General features: G+C 65.7%; 25 protein-coding genes. All 25 read left to right on the forward strand.

Annotated elements, in window-relative coordinates; translation table 11 throughout:
* The first annotated feature begins 293 nt into the window (after positions 1 to 293).
* The 25 genes from rpsL (at position 294) to rplO (ending at position 14,958) form a co-directional block, all read left to right on the forward strand.
* Positions 294 to 668 carry a 30S ribosomal protein S12 gene (rpsL, locus tag D0C15_RS27575; RefSeq protein WP_003102113.1) on the forward strand — a complete coding sequence of 125 codons (375 nt, stop codon included), beginning with the start codon at positions 294 to 296 and terminating at the stop codon, positions 666 to 668.
* A complete protein-coding gene (gene rpsG / locus D0C15_RS27580; RefSeq protein WP_116051038.1) occupies positions 668 to 1,138 on the forward strand; it encodes a 30S ribosomal protein S7 in 471 nt (156 codons plus the stop codon). Before rpsL ends, rpsG begins: the two co-directional genes overlap by 1 nt.
* Positions 1,139 to 1,228: 90 nt before the next feature.
* On the forward strand, positions 1,229 to 3,328 hold the full coding sequence (gene fusA / locus D0C15_RS27585) for an elongation factor G (protein WP_116051039.1): 2,100 nt from the start codon (positions 1,229 to 1,231) through the stop codon (positions 3,326 to 3,328).
* Positions 3,329 to 3,607: 279 nt separating this feature from the next.
* On the forward strand, positions 3,608 to 4,801 hold the full coding sequence (gene tuf, locus D0C15_RS27590; protein ID WP_116051040.1) for an elongation factor Tu: 1,194 nt from the start codon (positions 3,608 to 3,610) through the stop codon (positions 4,799 to 4,801).
* A gap of 434 nt (positions 4,802 to 5,235) precedes the next feature.
* Positions 5,236 to 5,541 (forward strand): 30S ribosomal protein S10, encoded by a 306-nt coding sequence (rpsJ, locus tag D0C15_RS27595; protein ID WP_003883485.1) that lies wholly within the window; start codon positions 5,236 to 5,238, stop codon positions 5,539 to 5,541.
* A gap of 33 nt (positions 5,542 to 5,574) precedes the next feature.
* Complete coding sequence (gene rplC / locus D0C15_RS27600) at positions 5,575 to 6,231, forward strand: 50S ribosomal protein L3 (protein ID WP_116051041.1); 657 nt, start codon at positions 5,575 to 5,577, stop codon at positions 6,229 to 6,231.
* Positions 6,228 to 6,917: a 50S ribosomal protein L4 gene (gene rplD / locus D0C15_RS27605; protein ID WP_116051042.1), complete on the forward strand. Its 690-nt coding sequence runs from the start codon at positions 6,228 to 6,230 to the stop codon at positions 6,915 to 6,917. Before rplC ends, rplD begins: the two co-directional genes overlap by 4 nt.
* Positions 6,914 to 7,225, forward strand: coding sequence for a 50S ribosomal protein L23 (rplW, locus tag D0C15_RS27610; protein ID WP_091673771.1), 312 nt, complete (start codon positions 6,914 to 6,916; stop codon positions 7,223 to 7,225). The genes rplD and rplW overlap by 4 nt, the downstream gene beginning before the upstream one ends.
* Before the next feature lie 15 nt (positions 7,226 to 7,240).
* A complete protein-coding gene (gene rplB / locus D0C15_RS27615) occupies positions 7,241 to 8,074 on the forward strand; it encodes a 50S ribosomal protein L2 (RefSeq protein ID WP_116051043.1) in 834 nt (277 codons plus the stop codon).
* A gap of 18 nt (positions 8,075 to 8,092) precedes the next feature.
* Positions 8,093 to 8,374 (forward strand): 30S ribosomal protein S19, encoded by a 282-nt coding sequence (gene rpsS, locus D0C15_RS27620; RefSeq protein ID WP_026468892.1) that lies wholly within the window; start codon positions 8,093 to 8,095, stop codon positions 8,372 to 8,374.
* 29 nt (positions 8,375 to 8,403) lie between these two features.
* Positions 8,404 to 8,838 carry a 50S ribosomal protein L22 gene (rplV, locus tag D0C15_RS27625; protein WP_116051044.1) on the forward strand — a complete coding sequence of 145 codons (435 nt, stop codon included), beginning with the start codon at positions 8,404 to 8,406 and terminating at the stop codon, positions 8,836 to 8,838.
* Positions 8,838 to 9,698 carry a 30S ribosomal protein S3 gene (rpsC, locus tag D0C15_RS27630; protein ID WP_116051045.1) on the forward strand — a complete coding sequence of 287 codons (861 nt, stop codon included), beginning with the start codon at positions 8,838 to 8,840 and terminating at the stop codon, positions 9,696 to 9,698. Before rplV ends, rpsC begins: the two co-directional genes overlap by 1 nt.
* Positions 9,699 to 9,701: 3 nt before the next feature.
* On the forward strand, positions 9,702 to 10,121 hold the full coding sequence (gene rplP / locus D0C15_RS27635; protein ID WP_116051046.1) for a 50S ribosomal protein L16: 420 nt from the start codon (positions 9,702 to 9,704) through the stop codon (positions 10,119 to 10,121).
* Positions 10,121 to 10,375, forward strand: a complete 255-nt coding sequence (gene rpmC, locus D0C15_RS27640; protein WP_091673776.1) for a 50S ribosomal protein L29 — start codon at positions 10,121 to 10,123, stop codon at positions 10,373 to 10,375. Before rplP ends, rpmC begins: the two co-directional genes overlap by 1 nt.
* Complete coding sequence (gene rpsQ / locus D0C15_RS27645) at positions 10,372 to 10,677, forward strand: 30S ribosomal protein S17 (protein WP_116051047.1); 306 nt, start codon at positions 10,372 to 10,374, stop codon at positions 10,675 to 10,677. The genes rpmC and rpsQ overlap by 4 nt, the downstream gene beginning before the upstream one ends.
* Positions 10,678 to 10,763: 86 nt before the next feature.
* Positions 10,764 to 11,132, forward strand: coding sequence for a 50S ribosomal protein L14 (rplN, locus tag D0C15_RS27650; RefSeq protein ID WP_116051048.1), 369 nt, complete (start codon positions 10,764 to 10,766; stop codon positions 11,130 to 11,132).
* A 3-nt stretch (positions 11,133 to 11,135) separates the two neighbouring features.
* Positions 11,136 to 11,450 (forward strand): 50S ribosomal protein L24, encoded by a 315-nt coding sequence (gene rplX / locus D0C15_RS27655; protein WP_116051049.1) that lies wholly within the window; start codon positions 11,136 to 11,138, stop codon positions 11,448 to 11,450.
* Positions 11,450 to 12,022 carry a 50S ribosomal protein L5 gene (gene rplE, locus D0C15_RS27660; protein ID WP_116051050.1) on the forward strand — a complete coding sequence of 191 codons (573 nt, stop codon included), beginning with the start codon at positions 11,450 to 11,452 and terminating at the stop codon, positions 12,020 to 12,022. The genes rplX and rplE overlap by 1 nt, the downstream gene beginning before the upstream one ends.
* Positions 12,023 to 12,025: 3 nt before the next feature.
* The gene (locus D0C15_RS27665) at positions 12,026 to 12,211 is read left to right on the forward strand and encodes a type Z 30S ribosomal protein S14 (protein ID WP_091673780.1); all 186 of its coding nucleotides are present in this window, start codon (positions 12,026 to 12,028) and stop codon (positions 12,209 to 12,211) included.
* Positions 12,212 to 12,291: 80 nt separating this feature from the next.
* Entirely contained in the window at positions 12,292 to 12,690 is a 399-nt protein-coding gene (gene rpsH, locus D0C15_RS27670) for a 30S ribosomal protein S8 (RefSeq protein WP_116051051.1), read from the forward strand.
* Positions 12,691 to 12,709: 19 nt separating this feature from the next.
* Positions 12,710 to 13,249 (forward strand): 50S ribosomal protein L6, encoded by a 540-nt coding sequence (gene rplF / locus D0C15_RS27675; RefSeq protein ID WP_116051052.1) that lies wholly within the window; start codon positions 12,710 to 12,712, stop codon positions 13,247 to 13,249.
* Between the two features lie 2 nt (positions 13,250 to 13,251).
* Positions 13,252 to 13,650: a 50S ribosomal protein L18 gene (rplR, locus tag D0C15_RS27680; protein ID WP_116051053.1), complete on the forward strand. Its 399-nt coding sequence runs from the start codon at positions 13,252 to 13,254 to the stop codon at positions 13,648 to 13,650.
* 36 nt (positions 13,651 to 13,686) lie between these two features.
* Complete coding sequence (rpsE, locus tag D0C15_RS27685) at positions 13,687 to 14,331, forward strand: 30S ribosomal protein S5 (protein WP_116051054.1); 645 nt, start codon at positions 13,687 to 13,689, stop codon at positions 14,329 to 14,331.
* A 1-nt stretch (position 14,332) separates the two neighbouring features.
* Positions 14,333 to 14,515 carry a 50S ribosomal protein L30 gene (gene rpmD, locus D0C15_RS27690; protein WP_116051055.1) on the forward strand — a complete coding sequence of 61 codons (183 nt, stop codon included), beginning with the start codon at positions 14,333 to 14,335 and terminating at the stop codon, positions 14,513 to 14,515.
* Positions 14,515 to 14,958, forward strand: coding sequence for a 50S ribosomal protein L15 (rplO, locus tag D0C15_RS27695; protein ID WP_116051056.1), 444 nt, complete (start codon positions 14,515 to 14,517; stop codon positions 14,956 to 14,958). Before rpmD ends, rplO begins: the two co-directional genes overlap by 1 nt.
* The last annotated feature ends 111 nt before the right edge of the window (positions 14,959 to 15,069 follow it).

The raw sequence follows: 15,069 nt of genomic DNA on the forward strand, positions 1-15,069 counted from the left end.
CCACGGTGGTCCTGTGGCGCCCGCCTGCGCCGTTAACCCACCCCCGATGTGGCCGCGGTATGGACGGCCGGGTATCTTTGACGACCGTGCCCGGCAGGCGTCGGGCCGCTCCGTGTGCCATGCGTTCACGATGGGGTGCTAATGCACCCGATCGACGGCCTAGGTGCCGCGGAGTTCCACGGAAATCCCGATGGGAAGTTACCGGATCCACGGATCCTGACGCGGGCCGACACGCCCGACCGCGGGGACCGGGGAAGACACGTAAAAGCTAGACGCGACAGAGAGCTGGTCCATTGCCCACGATCCAGCAGCTGGTCCGCAAGGGCCGCCAAGACAAGGCTGCCAAGCAGAAGACTGCGGCCCTCAAGGGGAGCCCGCAGCGGCGTGGCGTGTGCACTCGCGTGTACACCACGACCCCCAAGAAGCCGAACTCGGCGCTGCGCAAGGTCGCGCGTGTGAAGCTGACCAGCGGCATCGAGGTCACCGCCTACATTCCCGGTGAGGGCCACAACCTGCAGGAGCACTCGATGGTGCTCGTGCGCGGTGGTCGTGTGAAGGACCTGCCGGGTGTCCGTTACAAGATCATCCGCGGTTCGCTCGACACCCAGGGTGTCAAGAACCGCAAGCAGGCGCGCAGTCGGTACGGCGCGAAGAAGGAGAAGAGCTAATGCCCCGCAAGGGTCCGGCCCCGAAGCGGCCATTGATCTCCGACCCCGTCTACGCCTCACCGCTGGTCACCCAGTTGGTGAACAAGGTGCTCAAGGACGGCAAGCGTTCGCTCGCCGAGCGGATTGTCTATGGCGCACTGGAAGGCGCTCGCGAGAAGTCCGGCACCGACCCGGTCGTCACGCTGAAGCGCGCACTCGACAACGTGAAGCCCACCCTTGAGGTGAAGAGCCGCCGCGTCGGTGGTGCCACTTACCAGGTGCCGATCGAGGTCAAGCCTGGCCGCTCGACGACCCTTGCGCTGCGCTGGCTGGTGTCGTTCTCGCAGGCCCGTCGCGAGAAGACCATGATCGAGCGCCTGCAGAACGAGCTGCTCGATGCGAGCAACGGCCTCGGGGCCAGCGTGAAGCGCCGCGAGGACACCCACAAGATGGCCGAGTCCAACAAGGCCTTCGCCCACTACCGCTGGTGACGAAGGCCGGCGAGGGCAGCATGGGTCGCACAGACTGCGCCCGGCCGATCGACTTGCCGACTCCCACGTTTGAGACAGGGGAACATTCTCGTGGCACGTGACGTGCTGACCGACCTGAACAAGGTCCGCAACATCGGCATCATGGCCCACATCGACGCCGGTAAGACCACCACGACCGAGCGGATCCTGTACTACACCGGGATCAACTACAAGCTCGGCGAGGTGCACGACGGCGCCGCGACGATGGACTGGATGGAGGAGGAGCAGAAGCGGGGTATCACCATTACCTCGGCTGCCACCACCACCTTCTGGGCCGATCACCAGATCAACATCATCGACACCCCCGGCCACGTCGACTTCACCGTCGAGGTCGAGCGCTCCCTGCGGGTGCTCGACGGCGCCGTTGCCGTTTTCGACGGCAAGGAGGGCGTCGAGCCGCAGTCCGAGCAGGTCTGGCGGCAGGCGGACAAGTACGAGGTCCCGCGCATCTGCTTCGTCAACAAGATGGACAAGCTGGGTGCGGACTTCTACTTCACCGTGGGCACCATCGAGGAGCGCCTCGGAGCCCGGCCGCTGGTCATCCAGCTGCCGATCGGCGCCGAGAGCGACTTCCAGGGTGTTGTCGACCTGGTTCGGATGAAGGCTCTGACCTGGCGCGGCGATGTCAAGAAGGGCGAGGACTACGAGGTCGAGGACATCCCGGCCGACCTTGCCGACAGGGCCGCCGAGTACCGGGAGAAGCTGGTCGAGGCGGTTGCCGAGGCCGACGACGCCCTGATGGAGAAGTTCTTCGGTGGTGAAGAGCTCACCGAGGCCGAGATCAAGGACGGCATCCGGAAGCTGACGATCGCGCGTGAGGCGTACCCGGTGCTGACCGGCTCCGCCTTCAAGAACAAGGGCGTGCAGCCCATGCTCGACGCGGTCATCGACTACCTGCCGTCGCCGCTGGAGGTTCCGCCGGTCGAGGGCACGCTGCCCGACGGCGAGACCACCGTGGTGCGCGAGCCCTCCACCGAGGAGCCGTTCTCCGCGCTGGCGTTCAAGATCGCCGCGCACCCGTTCTTCGGCAAGCTCACCTACATCCGGGTCTACTCCGGCAAGATCTCCTCCGGCACTCAGGTCGTCAACGCGACCAAGGAGCGCAAGGAGCGCATCGGGAAGCTCTTCCAGATGCACTCCAACAAGGAGAACCCGATCGAGGTCGGTCAGGCCGGGCACATCTACGCGGTCCAGGGCCTGAAGGACACCACAACCGGTGACACCCTCGCCGACCCGCAGAACCCGGTCGTGCTGGAGTCGATGACCTTCCCCGCGCCGGTCATCGAGGTCGCCATCGAGCCGAAGACGAAGGCCGACCAGGAGAAGCTCTCCACCGCGATCCAGAAGCTGGCCGAGGAAGACCCGACCTTCCAGGTCAACCAGGACGAGGAGACCGGTCAGACCATCATCAAGGGGATGGGCGAGCTGCACCTCGAGGTGCTCGTCAACCGGATGAAGTCCGACTACAAGGTCGAGGCGAACATCGGTAAGCCGCAGGTCGCCTACCGCGAGACCATTCGCAAGACGGTCGACAAGCACGATTACGTGCACAAGAAGCAGACCGGTGGTTCCGGCCAGTTCGCGAAGGTGATCGTGAAGCTGGAGCCGCTGCAGACCGGCGACGGTGCACTCTACGAGTTCGACAACAAGGTCACCGGTGGTCGCGTGCCGCGGGAGTACATCCCGTCGGTTGACGCGGGCGCGCAGGACGCCATGCAGTACGGCGTGCTGGCGGGCTACCCGCTCGTCGGGTTGAAGTTCACCTTGTTGGACGGTGCGTACCACGAGGTCGACTCTTCGGAGATGGCATTCAAGATCGCCGGTTCGATGGCGATGAAGGAAGCCGCGAAGAAGGCGAGCCCGGTACTGCTGGAGCCGATGATGGCGGTCGAGGTGACCACGCCCGAGGACTACATGGGCGATGTCATCGGCGATCTCAACTCCCGTCGTGGCCAGATCCAGGCCATGGAGGAGCGGGCGGGGACGCGCGTCGTGAAGGCGCTCGTGCCGCTGTCGGAGATGTTCGGTTACGTGGGCGACCTGCGGTCTCGGACCCAGGGTCGTGCGAACTACTCCATGCAGTTCGATTCCTACGCCGAGGTTCCGTCGAACGTCGCGAAGGAAATCATCGCGAAGGCCACGGGAGAGTGAGCATCTTGCGAGATGAAGGGAGTGTGAGCATCGCAGCGAGCGTCAGCGAGCGAGGAGCGCAGCACACCCGGAATCGAGCGGGCATCGCAGTGAGCGCCAGCGAGCGAGGAGCGGAGCGATTCCGGGGCCTTCGATCAGGCGCAGTGGCTACGGGCGAATAGTCCGTTAGCCCGCGGGCGCGAGGGGGCTTCCTGAGGTCCGCACAACCGACCAGTTAGGTCGCCGTTCGACAGCCACGTCGGCCGGCGAGCAAGCTAAAAAGTCCAGGAGGACATTCCAGTGGCGAAGGCGAAGTTCGAGCGGAGCAAGCCGCACGTCAACATCGGAACCATCGGTCACGTCGACCACGGGAAGACCACTCTGACCGCGGCGATCACCAAGGTTCTGCACGACAAGTACCCCGAGCTGAACCAGGCTTCGGCGTTCGACCAGATCGACAACGCGCCGGAAGAGAAGCAGCGCGGTATCACGATCAACATCTCGCACGTCGAGTACCAGACCGAGAAGCGTCACTACGCGCACGTCGACGCTCCTGGTCACGCTGACTACATCAAGAACATGATCACCGGTGCCGCCCAGATGGACGGTGCGATCCTGGTGGTCGCGGCGACCGACGGCCCCATGCCGCAGACCCGTGAGCACGTGCTGCTCGCGAAGCAGGTCGGCGTGCCGTACATCGTCGTGGCGCTGAACAAGGCCGACATGGTCGACGACGAGGAGATCCTCGAGCTCGTCGAGCTGGAGGTCCGTGAGCTGCTGTCGAACCAGGACTTCCCGGGCGACGACGCCCCGGTCGTCAAGGTCTCCGGCCTCAAGGCCCTCGAGGGTGACGAGAAGTGGGCCCAGACGATCGTCGAGCTCATGCAGGCCGTCGACGACAACGTGCCGGACCCGGTGCGTGACCTCGACAAGCCGTTCCTGATGCCGGTCGAGGACGTCTTCACGATCACCGGTCGTGGCACGGTCGTCACCGGTCGCATCGAGCGCGGCAAGGTGAACGTCAACGAAGAGGTCGAGATCGTGGGTATCCGCGAGAAGGCCACCAAGACGACGGTCACCGGCGTCGAGATGTTCCGCAAGCTGCTCGACTCGGGTCACGCAGGTGACAACGTCGGTCTGCTGCTGCGTGGCATCAAGCGTGAGGACGTCGAGCGCGGCCAGGTCGTCGTGAAGCCCGGCACCACCACGCCGCACAACTCCTTCGAGGGCTCGGTGTACATCCTGGCCAAGGACGAGGGTGGCCGGCACACGCCGTTCTTCAACAACTACCGCCCGCAGTTCTACTTCCGTACCACCGACGTGACCGGCGTCGTGACCCTCCCCGAGGGCACCGAGATGGTCATGCCGGGCGACAACACGGACATCAGCGTCGAGCTGATCCAGCCGGTCGCCATGGACGAGGGTCTGCGGTTCGCCATCCGTGAGGGTGGCCGGACCGTCGGCGCGGGCCAGGTCACCAAGATCAACAAGTAGTTTTCGATTGAGACCCGGGGGCAACTCACCCCCGGGTCTCACTTGAAAAACTGCGTGTGCGAGACTATTAGGGTTGCTCGTTACGGGGCGGCCGAATCTCTCTGGAGATCGGCCGCTCCCGCGCGAGTGCCCGGGGCTCGTGATCATCACGAGTCGGAAGCCGTTGACGTTCGCGTCTGACGGCTTCCAGATACCGAGAGACCTACCGGCACACGACGATCCTGCAGGATCGGTCTGCGCGCCAGGCGCGACACGCCCGACCGCGTGGACCGGAGACAGGCTCGTTGACGTGCGGGATAGCGGCACGAGACGACCCCCTTGGCCGCCCGAACGTCGCGAGACGAATCGGCGATCGAGGGTGGGCCGGCAGGGTCTGCCCGAGAAGTCGATTCTCGGGCTGGCCGAGGACAGAGACGAAGGAACGAGCTGCCACCATGGCGGGACAGAAGATCCGCATCCGGCTCAAGGCCTACGACCACGAGGCGATCGATGCCAGCGCGCGCAAGATCGTTGAGACGGTGACGCGCACCGGCGCCTCGGTCGTTGGCCCGGTGCCGCTGCCCACCGAGAAGAACGTTTACTGCGTCATCCGCTCGCCGCACAAGTACAAGGATTCGCGCGAGCACTTCGAGATGCGCACGCACAAGCGTCTGATCGACATCCTCGACCCGACGCCGAAGACGGTGGATGCGCTCATGCGCATCGACCTTCCGGCGAGCGTCGACGTCAACATCCAGTAAGCGCGTTGGGCGAGCGGCGGAGATAAGAGACTCATGTCTGACAGGCAAGTGAAGGGCATTCTGGGCACCAAGCTCGGCATGACGCAGGTCTTCGACGAGAACAACCGGATCGTTCCGGTGACCGTCGTGCAGGCCGGGCCGAACGTGGTGACCCAGGTGCGCAACCAGGAATCCGACGGCTACAAGGCCGTGCAGCTGGCTTTCGGCGCTATCGACCCGCGCAAGGTCAACCGGCCGGAGAGCGGTCACTTCGGCAAGGCCGGTGTGACCCCGCGGCGGTACCTCGTCGAGCTGCGCACGACCGATGCCGAAACCTACGAGGTCGGCCAGGAGATCACCGCCGAGGTGTTCGACGCCGGCGCTGTGGTCGATGTGACCGGAACCAGCAAGGGCAAGGGCTACGCCGGTGTCATGAAGCGACACGGCTTCAAGGGCCAGGGCGCCAGCCACGGTGCTCAGGCCGTACACCGCAAGCCGGGCTCGATCGGTGGCTGTGCCACCCCGGGCCGCGTTTTCAAGGGCATGCGGATGGCCGGCCGGATGGGCAACGATCGCGTGACTACTCAGGGCCTGACCGTGCACGCCGTGCGTGCAGAGGACGGACTGCTGCTGATCAAGGGCGCGGTTCCCGGGCCCAGGGGCGGCGTGGTGTTCGTCCGTAACGCCGCGAAGGGTGGTGCAACCTCATGAGCACGCTCGAGCTGAAGACCCCGGCCGGTACGGCCGACGGCACCGTCGAGCTGCCCGCTGAGATCTTCGACGTGCAGGCCAACGTGCCGCTGATGCACCAGGTCGTGGTGGCCCAGCAGGCCGCCGCGCGCCAGGGCACGCACTCGACGAAGACCCGCGGCGAGGTCGCAGGTGGCGGCAAGAAGCCGTATCGCCAGAAGGGCACCGGTCGCGCCCGTCAGGGCTCGATCCGCGCGCCGCAGTTCGTCGGCGGTGGCACGGTCCACGGCCCGAGGCCGCGCGACTACGACCAGCGCACCCCGAAGAAGATGAAGGCCGCCGCCCTGCGTGGCGCCCTCTCGGACCGGGCTCGCGCGGGCCAGTTGCACGTGGTGACCGAACTGGTCGGCTCGGACGGGCCGTCCACCAAGGGTGCGAAGCAGGCGCTGACCGCCGTGACGCAGGCCAAGCGGGTTCTCGTGGTGCTGCACCGCGACGACGAGCTCGGCTGGCGTTCGGCGCGCAACCTCGACTACGTGCACCTGATCACGCCGGACCAGCTGAACACCTACGACGTGCTGGTCAACGACGACGTGGTTTTCACCAAGGCCGCGTTCGACGTGTTCATCGCCGGCCCGGCCAAGGGCAAGGGCGCGAAGGCGAGTGCTCGTTCCAGCGAGGTCTCGGAAGGGAGTGACGAGCAGTGAGTTCCGTGGCGATTCCCGATCCGCGCGACATCTTGCTCGCGCCGGTGATCTCCGAGAAGTCCTACGGGCTGCTCGAGGACCACAAGTACACGTTCCTGGTTCGCCCGGACGCCAACAAGACCCAGATCAAGATCGCGGTCGAGAAGGTGTTCGGGGTCAAGGTGGTCAGCGTCAACACGCTGAACCGCCAGGGAAAGCGTAAGCGCACCCGGTACGGCTTCGGCAAGCGCAAGGACACCAAGCGCGCTGTCGTGACTCTGTCGGCCGAGAGCAAGCCGATCGAGATCTTCGGCGGCCCCGCCGCGTAAGGGACTGAGCAGACAATGGGCATTCGCAAGTACAAGCCGACAACGCCGGGCCGGCGTGGCTCGAGCGTCTCCGACTTCGCCGAGATCACTCGGTCGGAGCCGGAGAAGTCGCTGCTGCGTCCGCTGCACGGCCGTGGCGGTCGCAACTCGTCCGGCAAGATCACCACTCGGCACAAGGGTGGCGGTCACAAGCGTGCGTACCGCGTCATCGACTTCCGTCGCAATGACAAGGACGGCGTGCCGGCCAAGGTCGCGCACATCGAGTACGACCCCAACCGCACCGCGCGGATCGCGCTCCTGCACTACGCCGACGGGGAGAAGCGCTACATCATCGCCCCCGAGAAGCTGAAGCAGGGCGACCCGATCGAGAGCGGCCCGCGCGCCGACATCAAGCCGGGTAACAACCTGCCGCTGCGCAACATCCCGGTCGGCACCGTGATCCACGCGATCGAGCTCCGCCCCGGTGGCGGCGCCAAGATCGCGCGGTCCGCAGGTGCCCGGGTGCAGCTCGTCGCCAAGGACGGTCCCTACGCCCAGCTGCGGATGCCCTCGGGCGAGATCCGCAACGTGGACGTGCGTAACCGCGCCACGGTGGGCGAGGTCGGTAACTCCGAGCACTCGAACATCAACTGGGGCAAGGCAGGCCGCAGCCGCTGGAAGGGCAAGCGCCCGACCGTCCGTGGTGTCGTCATGAACCCGGTCGACCACCCCCACGGTGGTGGTGAGGGTAAGACCTCCGGTGGTCGCCACCCGGTCAACCCGAACGGTAAGCCGGAGGGTCGTACCCGCCGCCGCAAGCCGAGCGACCAACTGATCGTCCGCCGCCGGCGTACCGGCAAGAAGCGCTGAGCAGGGAGGTAGAAGCATATGCCGCGCAGCCTGAAGAAGGGCCCGTTCGTGGACGACCACCTGCTCAAGAAGGTGGACGTGCTCAACGAGTCCGGCAAGAAGACCGTCATCAAGACCTGGTCCCGCCGCTCCACGATCATCCCGGACTTCCTGGGACACACGATCGCGGTGCACGACGGCCGTAAGCACGTCCCGGTATTCGTCACCGAGGCGATGGTGGGTCACAAGTTGGGCGAATTCGCTCCGACGCGGACCTTCAAGGGTCACATCAAGGACGACCGCAAGTCGCGCCGCCGCTGAGCGGGCACGAGAGACACATAGGGAAGCAGATGAACGCCCAGAACAACGCCACGGCGACGGCAGAAGAGTTGCCGACCGCCGTCGCGCGGGCTCGCTTCGTCCGGGACTCGCCGACCAAGGTGCGCCGGGTGATCGAGCTCATCAAGGGTCGTAGCGTCAGCGAGGCCCTGGCCGTGCTCCGGTTCGCGCCGCAGTCGGCCAGTGAGCAGCTCGCGAAGGTGATCGCCAGCGCAGCGGCCAACGCCGAAAACAACCTCGACCTCGACCCGGACACGTTGTGGATTCGCAACGCGACGGCGGATGAAGGTCCGACGCTCAAGCGCATTCGTCCGCGGGCCCAGGGGCGCGCCTACCGAATCCGCAAGCGCACCAGCCACATCACGGTGATCGTGGAGTCGCGGCCCAAGTCCGAGAAGAGCGCAGCGAATTCCAAGAGCGGCAAGAAGAAGGCAGGTGGCCGGTAGTGGGCCAGAAAATCAACCCGCACGGCTTCCGGCTGGGAATCACCACTGACTGGAAGTCGCGCTGGTACGCCGACAAGCAGTACGCGGAGTACGTCGCCGAGGACGTGAAGATCCGCAAGCTCCTGTCCACGGGCATGGAGCGTGCGGGCATCTCCAAGGTCGAGATCGAGCGCACCCGCGACCGGGTTCGCGTCGACATCCACACCGCCCGGCCGGGCATCGTCATCGGCCGTCGCGGTGCGGAGGCCGACAGGATCCGTGGCGCGCTGGAGAAGCTCACCAAGAAGCAGGTGCAGCTGAACATCCTCGAGGTGAAGAACCCCGAGGCCGACGCCCAGCTCGTTGCGCAGGGTGTCGCGGAGCAGCTGTCCAACCGAGTGGCCTTCCGTCGTGCGATGCGCAAGGCGATCCAGACCTCGATGCGCTCACCGCAGGTGAAGGGCATTCGGGTGCAGTGTGGTGGTCGTCTCGGCGGCGCCGAGATGTCCCGGTCGGAGCACTACCGCGACGGCCGCGTCCCGCTGCACACGCTGCGTGCCGACATCGACTACGGCTTCTTCGAGGCCAAGACGACCTTCGGCCGTATCGGCGTGAAGGTCTGGATCTACAAGGGCGACATCGTCGGTGGTCTGAAGGCCAAGGAGGCGCGTGACGCCGCCGCGGCCGCCGAGCGCGCCCCGCGTCGTGACCGTCCGTCCCGTCCGCGCCGTTCCGGCGCTTCGGGCACCACGGCCACCTCCACCGAAGCCGGCCGGGCCGCGGCAGCGGCCCAGGGTGGCGGGCGTACCGACACGGACGCCGCGACCAGTGAGGCGCCCGCCGTGGCGTCGCCGGACGCGGCAGAGAAGACGGAGGGCTGACGCGTGCTCATCCCACGCAAGGTCAAGCACCGCAAGCAGCACTCCCCGAAGCGCTCCGGTGCCGCCAAGGGCGGTACGAAGGTGACCTTCGGTGAGTACGGCATCCAGGCGCTTGAGCACAGCTATGTGACCAACCGGCAGATCGAGTCCGCTCGTATCGCCATGACCCGGCACATCAAGCGTGGCGGGAAGATCTGGATCAACATCTTCCCCGACCGCCCGCTCACGAAGAAGCCCGCCGAGACCCGGATGGGTTCCGGTAAGGGTTCGCCCGAGTGGTGGGTGGCCAACGTTAAGCCAGGCCGGGTGATGTTCGAGATGAGCTTCCCCAACGAGCAGACGGCTCGCGAGGCGCTGCGCCGCGCGATCCACAAGCTGCCGATGAAGTGCCGAATCGTGACCCGTGAAGGTGGTGAGTTCTGATGGCGAAGGCAGGAGCCGTTGCGGCCTCAGAACTTCGTGAGCTCTCGGCCGAGGAGCTTGTGCTTCGGCTGAAGGAAGCCAAGGAGGAGTTGTTCAACCTCCGGTTCCAGATGGCCACCGGGCAGCTGGACAACAACCGTCGGCTGCGCACGGTTCGGACGGACATCGCGCGCATCTACACCGTGATGCGCGAGCGCGAGCTCGGGCTGTCCGTTTCACCAGATGACTCAGAAGGCGAAGAGGGTGCCGCATGAGCGAGAAGGCTGAGGAGCTCGCGAAGCAGCCGGTACAGAAGGTCGATTCAGGCCGGAACTACCGCAAGATCCGGGAAGGCTACGTCGTCTCGAACAAGATGGACAAGACGATCGTGGTCGAGCTCGAGGACCGCAAGAAGCACGCGCTGTACGGCAAGGTCATGCGCTCCACCACCAAGGTGAAGGCGCACGACGAGGAGAACGCCGCCGGTACGGGTGACCGCGTGATTCTGATGGAGACCCGTCCGCTGTCGGCGACAAAGCGCTGGCGGCTCGTGCGGGTCGTCGAGAAGGCCAAGTAGTAAGCAGTTCTAGGCCTCGAAGGCCCAGTTAGACCGAGTTTGTCAGGTCGGAAATCTGGCAGACCAAGAATGGTCAGGAGAAAGAAGTGATTCAGCAGGAGTCGCGACTACGAGTCGCCGACAACACGGGTGCCAAGGAGATCCTGACCATCCGCGTGCTCGGTGGTTCGGGGCGGCGCTATGCGGGTATCGGTGACGTCATCGTCGCCACCGTCAAGGACGCCATTCCGGGTGCGAACGTGAAGCGTGGCGATGTGGTCAAGGCCGTCATCGTCCGCACGGTCAAGGAGAAGCGTCGTCCGGACGGTTCGTACATCCGGTTCGACGAAAACGCCGCTGTGCTCATCAAGCCCGACAACGAGCCGCGCGGTACCCGCATCTTCGGCCCCGTCGGCCGCGAGCTGCGCGATCGGAAGTTCATGAAGATCATCTCGCTCGCGCCGGAGGTGTTGTAGAGCATGAAGGTGAAGAAGGGCGACACGGTCGTCATCATCGCCGGCAAGGACAAGGGCGCCAAGGGCAAGGTCATTCAGGCCTACCCGGAGCGCGACCGCGTGCTGGTCGAGGGCGTGAACCGGATCAAGAAGCACACCCGGATCTCGCAGACCCAGCGCGGGGCACAGTCCGGCGGCATCGTGACCCAGGAAGCCTCCATCCATGTGTCGAACGTGCAGGTCGTCGATTCCGACGGCAAGCCGACCAGGGTGGGCTACCGCATCGGCGAGGACGGCAAGAAGGTTCGCGTCTCGCGCAGGAACGGTAAGGACATCTGATGACGGCCCCGACGAGCACTGAGAAGATCACGCCGCGGTTGAAGACCCGGTACCGCGAGGAGATCGCCGGCCAGCTCCGCGAGGAGTTCAGTTTCGCCAACCCGCACCAGATCCCCGGTGTGGTCAAGGTCGTGGTGAACATGGGCGTCGGCGACGCCGCCCGGGACAGCAAGCTGATCGAGGGCGCCGTTCGCGACCTGGCGATCATCACCGGCCAGAAGCCCGAGGTGCGCAAGGCCCGTAAGTCCATCGCGCAGTTCAAGCTGCGCGAGGGCCAGCCCATCGGTGCGCGCACGACGCTGCGCGGCGACCGGATGTGGGAGTTCCTCGACCGGCTGCTGACGATCGCACTGCCGCGTATCCGCGACTTTCGTGGGCTCTCGCCCAAGCAGTTCGACGGCAACGGCAACTACACGTTCGGTCTGACCGAGCAGTCGATGTTCCACGAGATCAACCCGGACGCCATCGACCGCCCGCGCGGTATGGACGTCACCGTTGTCACCACAGCCACGACGGACGACGAGGGCCGGGCGCTGCTGCGCAAGCTCGGCTTCCCGTTCAAGGAGAACTGAGCGATGGCCAAGAAAGCGCTGATCCACAAGGCCGCCAAGAAGCCGAAGTTCAAGGTGCGGGGTTACACCCGTTGCCAGCGTTGCGGACGCCCGCACTCGGTGTTCCGCAAGTTCGGCCTCTGCCGGATCTGCCTGCGCGAGATGGCGCACGCGGGCGAACTGCCCGGCGTGAGCAAGTCCAGCTGGTAAAGGCCGTACACAAACTCCCACTTCGCCACAGGCCCGGCCGAGTGCCAGGGAACCAGGGCGAGAAAGGTTGACAGGTCACCATGACGATGACCGACCCGATCGCAGACTTCTTGACCCGTCTGCGTAACGCGAACTCGGCGTACCACGACGAGGTCGTGCTTCCGCACTCCAAGATCAAGGCGAACATCGCCGAGATCCTCAAGCGTGAGGGCTACATCGCGAGCTTCCGCGACGAGCCGGGTGAGAAGCACAAGAACCTGATCGTAGAGCTGAAGTACGGCCCCAACCGCGAGCGCAGCATTGCTGGTTTGCGACGGGTGTCCAAGCCCGGTCTGCGGGTGTACGCAAAATCGACCGAACTGCCCAACGTTCTGGGTGGCCTCGGCGTCGCGATCATCTCGACGTCCGCCGGCCTGCAGACCGACCGGCAGGCCAAGCGCAACGGCGTGGGCGGCGAAGTCCTCGCCTACGTCTGGTAAGGAAGGGGGACTAAGGCATATGTCACGCATTGGGAAGTATCCGGTCCCCGTCCCTGCCGGGGTCGAGGTGACCATCGACGGTCAGCTGATCACCGTCAAGGGGCCCAAGGGCACCCTGTCGCACGCCGTTGCCGAGCCGATCACGGTCGAGCGCGGCGAGGACGGTTCCATCGAGGTCAAGCGCCCGGACGACGAGCGAGAGAGCCGCTCGCTGCACGGTCTGACCCGCACCCTGGTGAACAACCTGGTTGTTGGTGTCACCGAGGGCTACGAGAAGAAGCTGGAAATCCACGGCGTCGGTTTCCGTGTGCAGGCCAAGGGATCGGACCTCGAGTTCGCTCTTGGCTACAGCCACCCGGTGAAGATCGAGGCGCCGGACGGCATCACCTTCAACGTCGAGAGCCCGACGCGGTTCTCGGTGACCGGCATCGACAAGCAGAAGGTCGGCCAGACCGCGGCGGTCATCCGCAAGCTGCGCCGCCCGGATCCCTACAAGGGCAAGGGCTTGCGCTACGAGGGTGAGCGCATCCGTCGCAAGGTCGGAAAGACGGGTAAGTGATCATGAGCGACACGACTATCAAGCGCAAGCCGATCGGCAAGGACATCTCGACTCGGCGTCGCGTTGCCAAGGCCCGCCGCCACTTCCGTCTTCGCAAGAAGATCAGCGGCACGGACCAGCGTCCGCGCCTCGTGGTCAAGCGGTCCTCGCGGCACATCACGGTCCAGCTCATCGACGACCTCGCCGGGCACACCCTGGCTTCGGCGTCGACTCTCGAGGCGGACGTGCGGGCGCTGTCGGGCGACAAGAAGACCAAGGCAGCGAAGGTCGGCGAGTTGGTCGGCAATCGGGCGAAGAACGCGGGCATCACAACCGTGGTGTTCGACCGTGGCGGCAACGCCTACCACGGGCGAATCGCGGCACTGGCCGACGCAGCCCGCGAAGCCGGGTTGGAGTTCTGACGTTATGCAGTTGCTGGTGAATGGAAGGAAAGCCTGATGCCGGGACGTACACGGCAATTCGGCGGAGGCCAGGGCGGCCCCGGCGGTCAGGGCGGCAACGACCGCAATGACCGTCGTGACCGCAAGGACCGTCGTGATGGTGGCCGTGGCGGGGCGGCCCAGGACAAGACCCCGCACCTCGAGCGCGTCGTAGCGATCAACCGCGTCGCCAAGGTCGTCAAGGGTGGCCGGCGCTTCAGCTTCACCGCGCTTGTCGTCGTCGGCGACGGCGACGGCCAGGTCGGTGTCGGCTACGGCAAGGCCAAGGAGGTCCCCTCGGCGATCGCCAAGGGCGTCGAGGAGGCGAAGAAGAACTTCTTCCGCGTGCCTCGGATCGCCGGCACGATTCCGCACCCCATCCAGGGTGAGGACGCCGCGGGTGTGGTGCTGCTTCGACCCGCCAGCCCTGGTACCGGTGTTATCGCCGGTGGCCCGGTGCGTGCGGTGCTGGAGTGCGCCGGTGTGCACGACGTGCTGTCGAAGTCGCTCGGTAGCGACAACGCCATCAACATCGTGCACGCGACCGTCGCAGCGCTGAAGGGCCTGCAGCGTCCCGAGGAGGTCGCGGCCCGCCGCGGCCTGCCGCTCGAGGACGTCGCTCCCGCCCGGATGCTGCGTCAGCGCGCGGGTCAGGGGGTCTGAGATGGCTCAGCTGAAGGTCACCCAGATCAAGAGCAAGATCGGCACCAAGCAGAACCACCGGGACACCTTGCGCACCCTCGGGCTGCGCAAGATCCGGCAGTCTGTGGTGCGTGAGGACACCCCCCAGGTCCGCGGCCTCGTCCACACGGTGCGGCACCTGGTGACTGTGGAGGAGGTCAAGTAATGGCCATCAAGATCCACCACCTCCGGCCGGCACCGGGATCGAAGTCCGACAAGATTCGCGTCGGCCGCGGTGAAGGTTCCAAGGGCAAGACCGCCGGTCGTGGCACGAAGGGCACCAAGGCCCGGAAGAACGTGCCCGCCGGCTTCGAAGGTGGGCAGCTGCCCATCCAGATGCGGCTGCCGAAGCTGCGTGGCTTCAAGAACCGGTTCCGTACCGAGTACCAGCCGGTGAACGTGGGCGACATCGTCCGCGTGTTCCCGGACGGTGGCAAGGTCGGCGCCGAGGAGCTTGTCGCCAAGGGCCTCGTCCGCAAGGACAAGCTCGTGAAGGTGCTGGGAAACGGTGATGTCGGCAGCGTCAAGCTGGACGTCACCGCGGATGCCTTCTCCGGCAGTGCCAAGGAGAAGCTCGAAGCCGCTGGTGGTTCCGCCACCACGAACTGAGCCACTTCGGCACAGTAGGCAAAACGACAGGGCCCGCCCCCGGTTCACCAACCGGAGGCGGGCCCAAGTCGTATCCACCCCCGGCCCCCACGCCCCCACCCCGCCCGCCAC

The sequence above is a fragment of the Amycolatopsis palatopharyngis genome (assembly GCF_003385185.1).
Lineage (GTDB): Bacteria > Actinomycetota > Actinomycetes > Mycobacteriales > Pseudonocardiaceae > Amycolatopsis > Amycolatopsis palatopharyngis.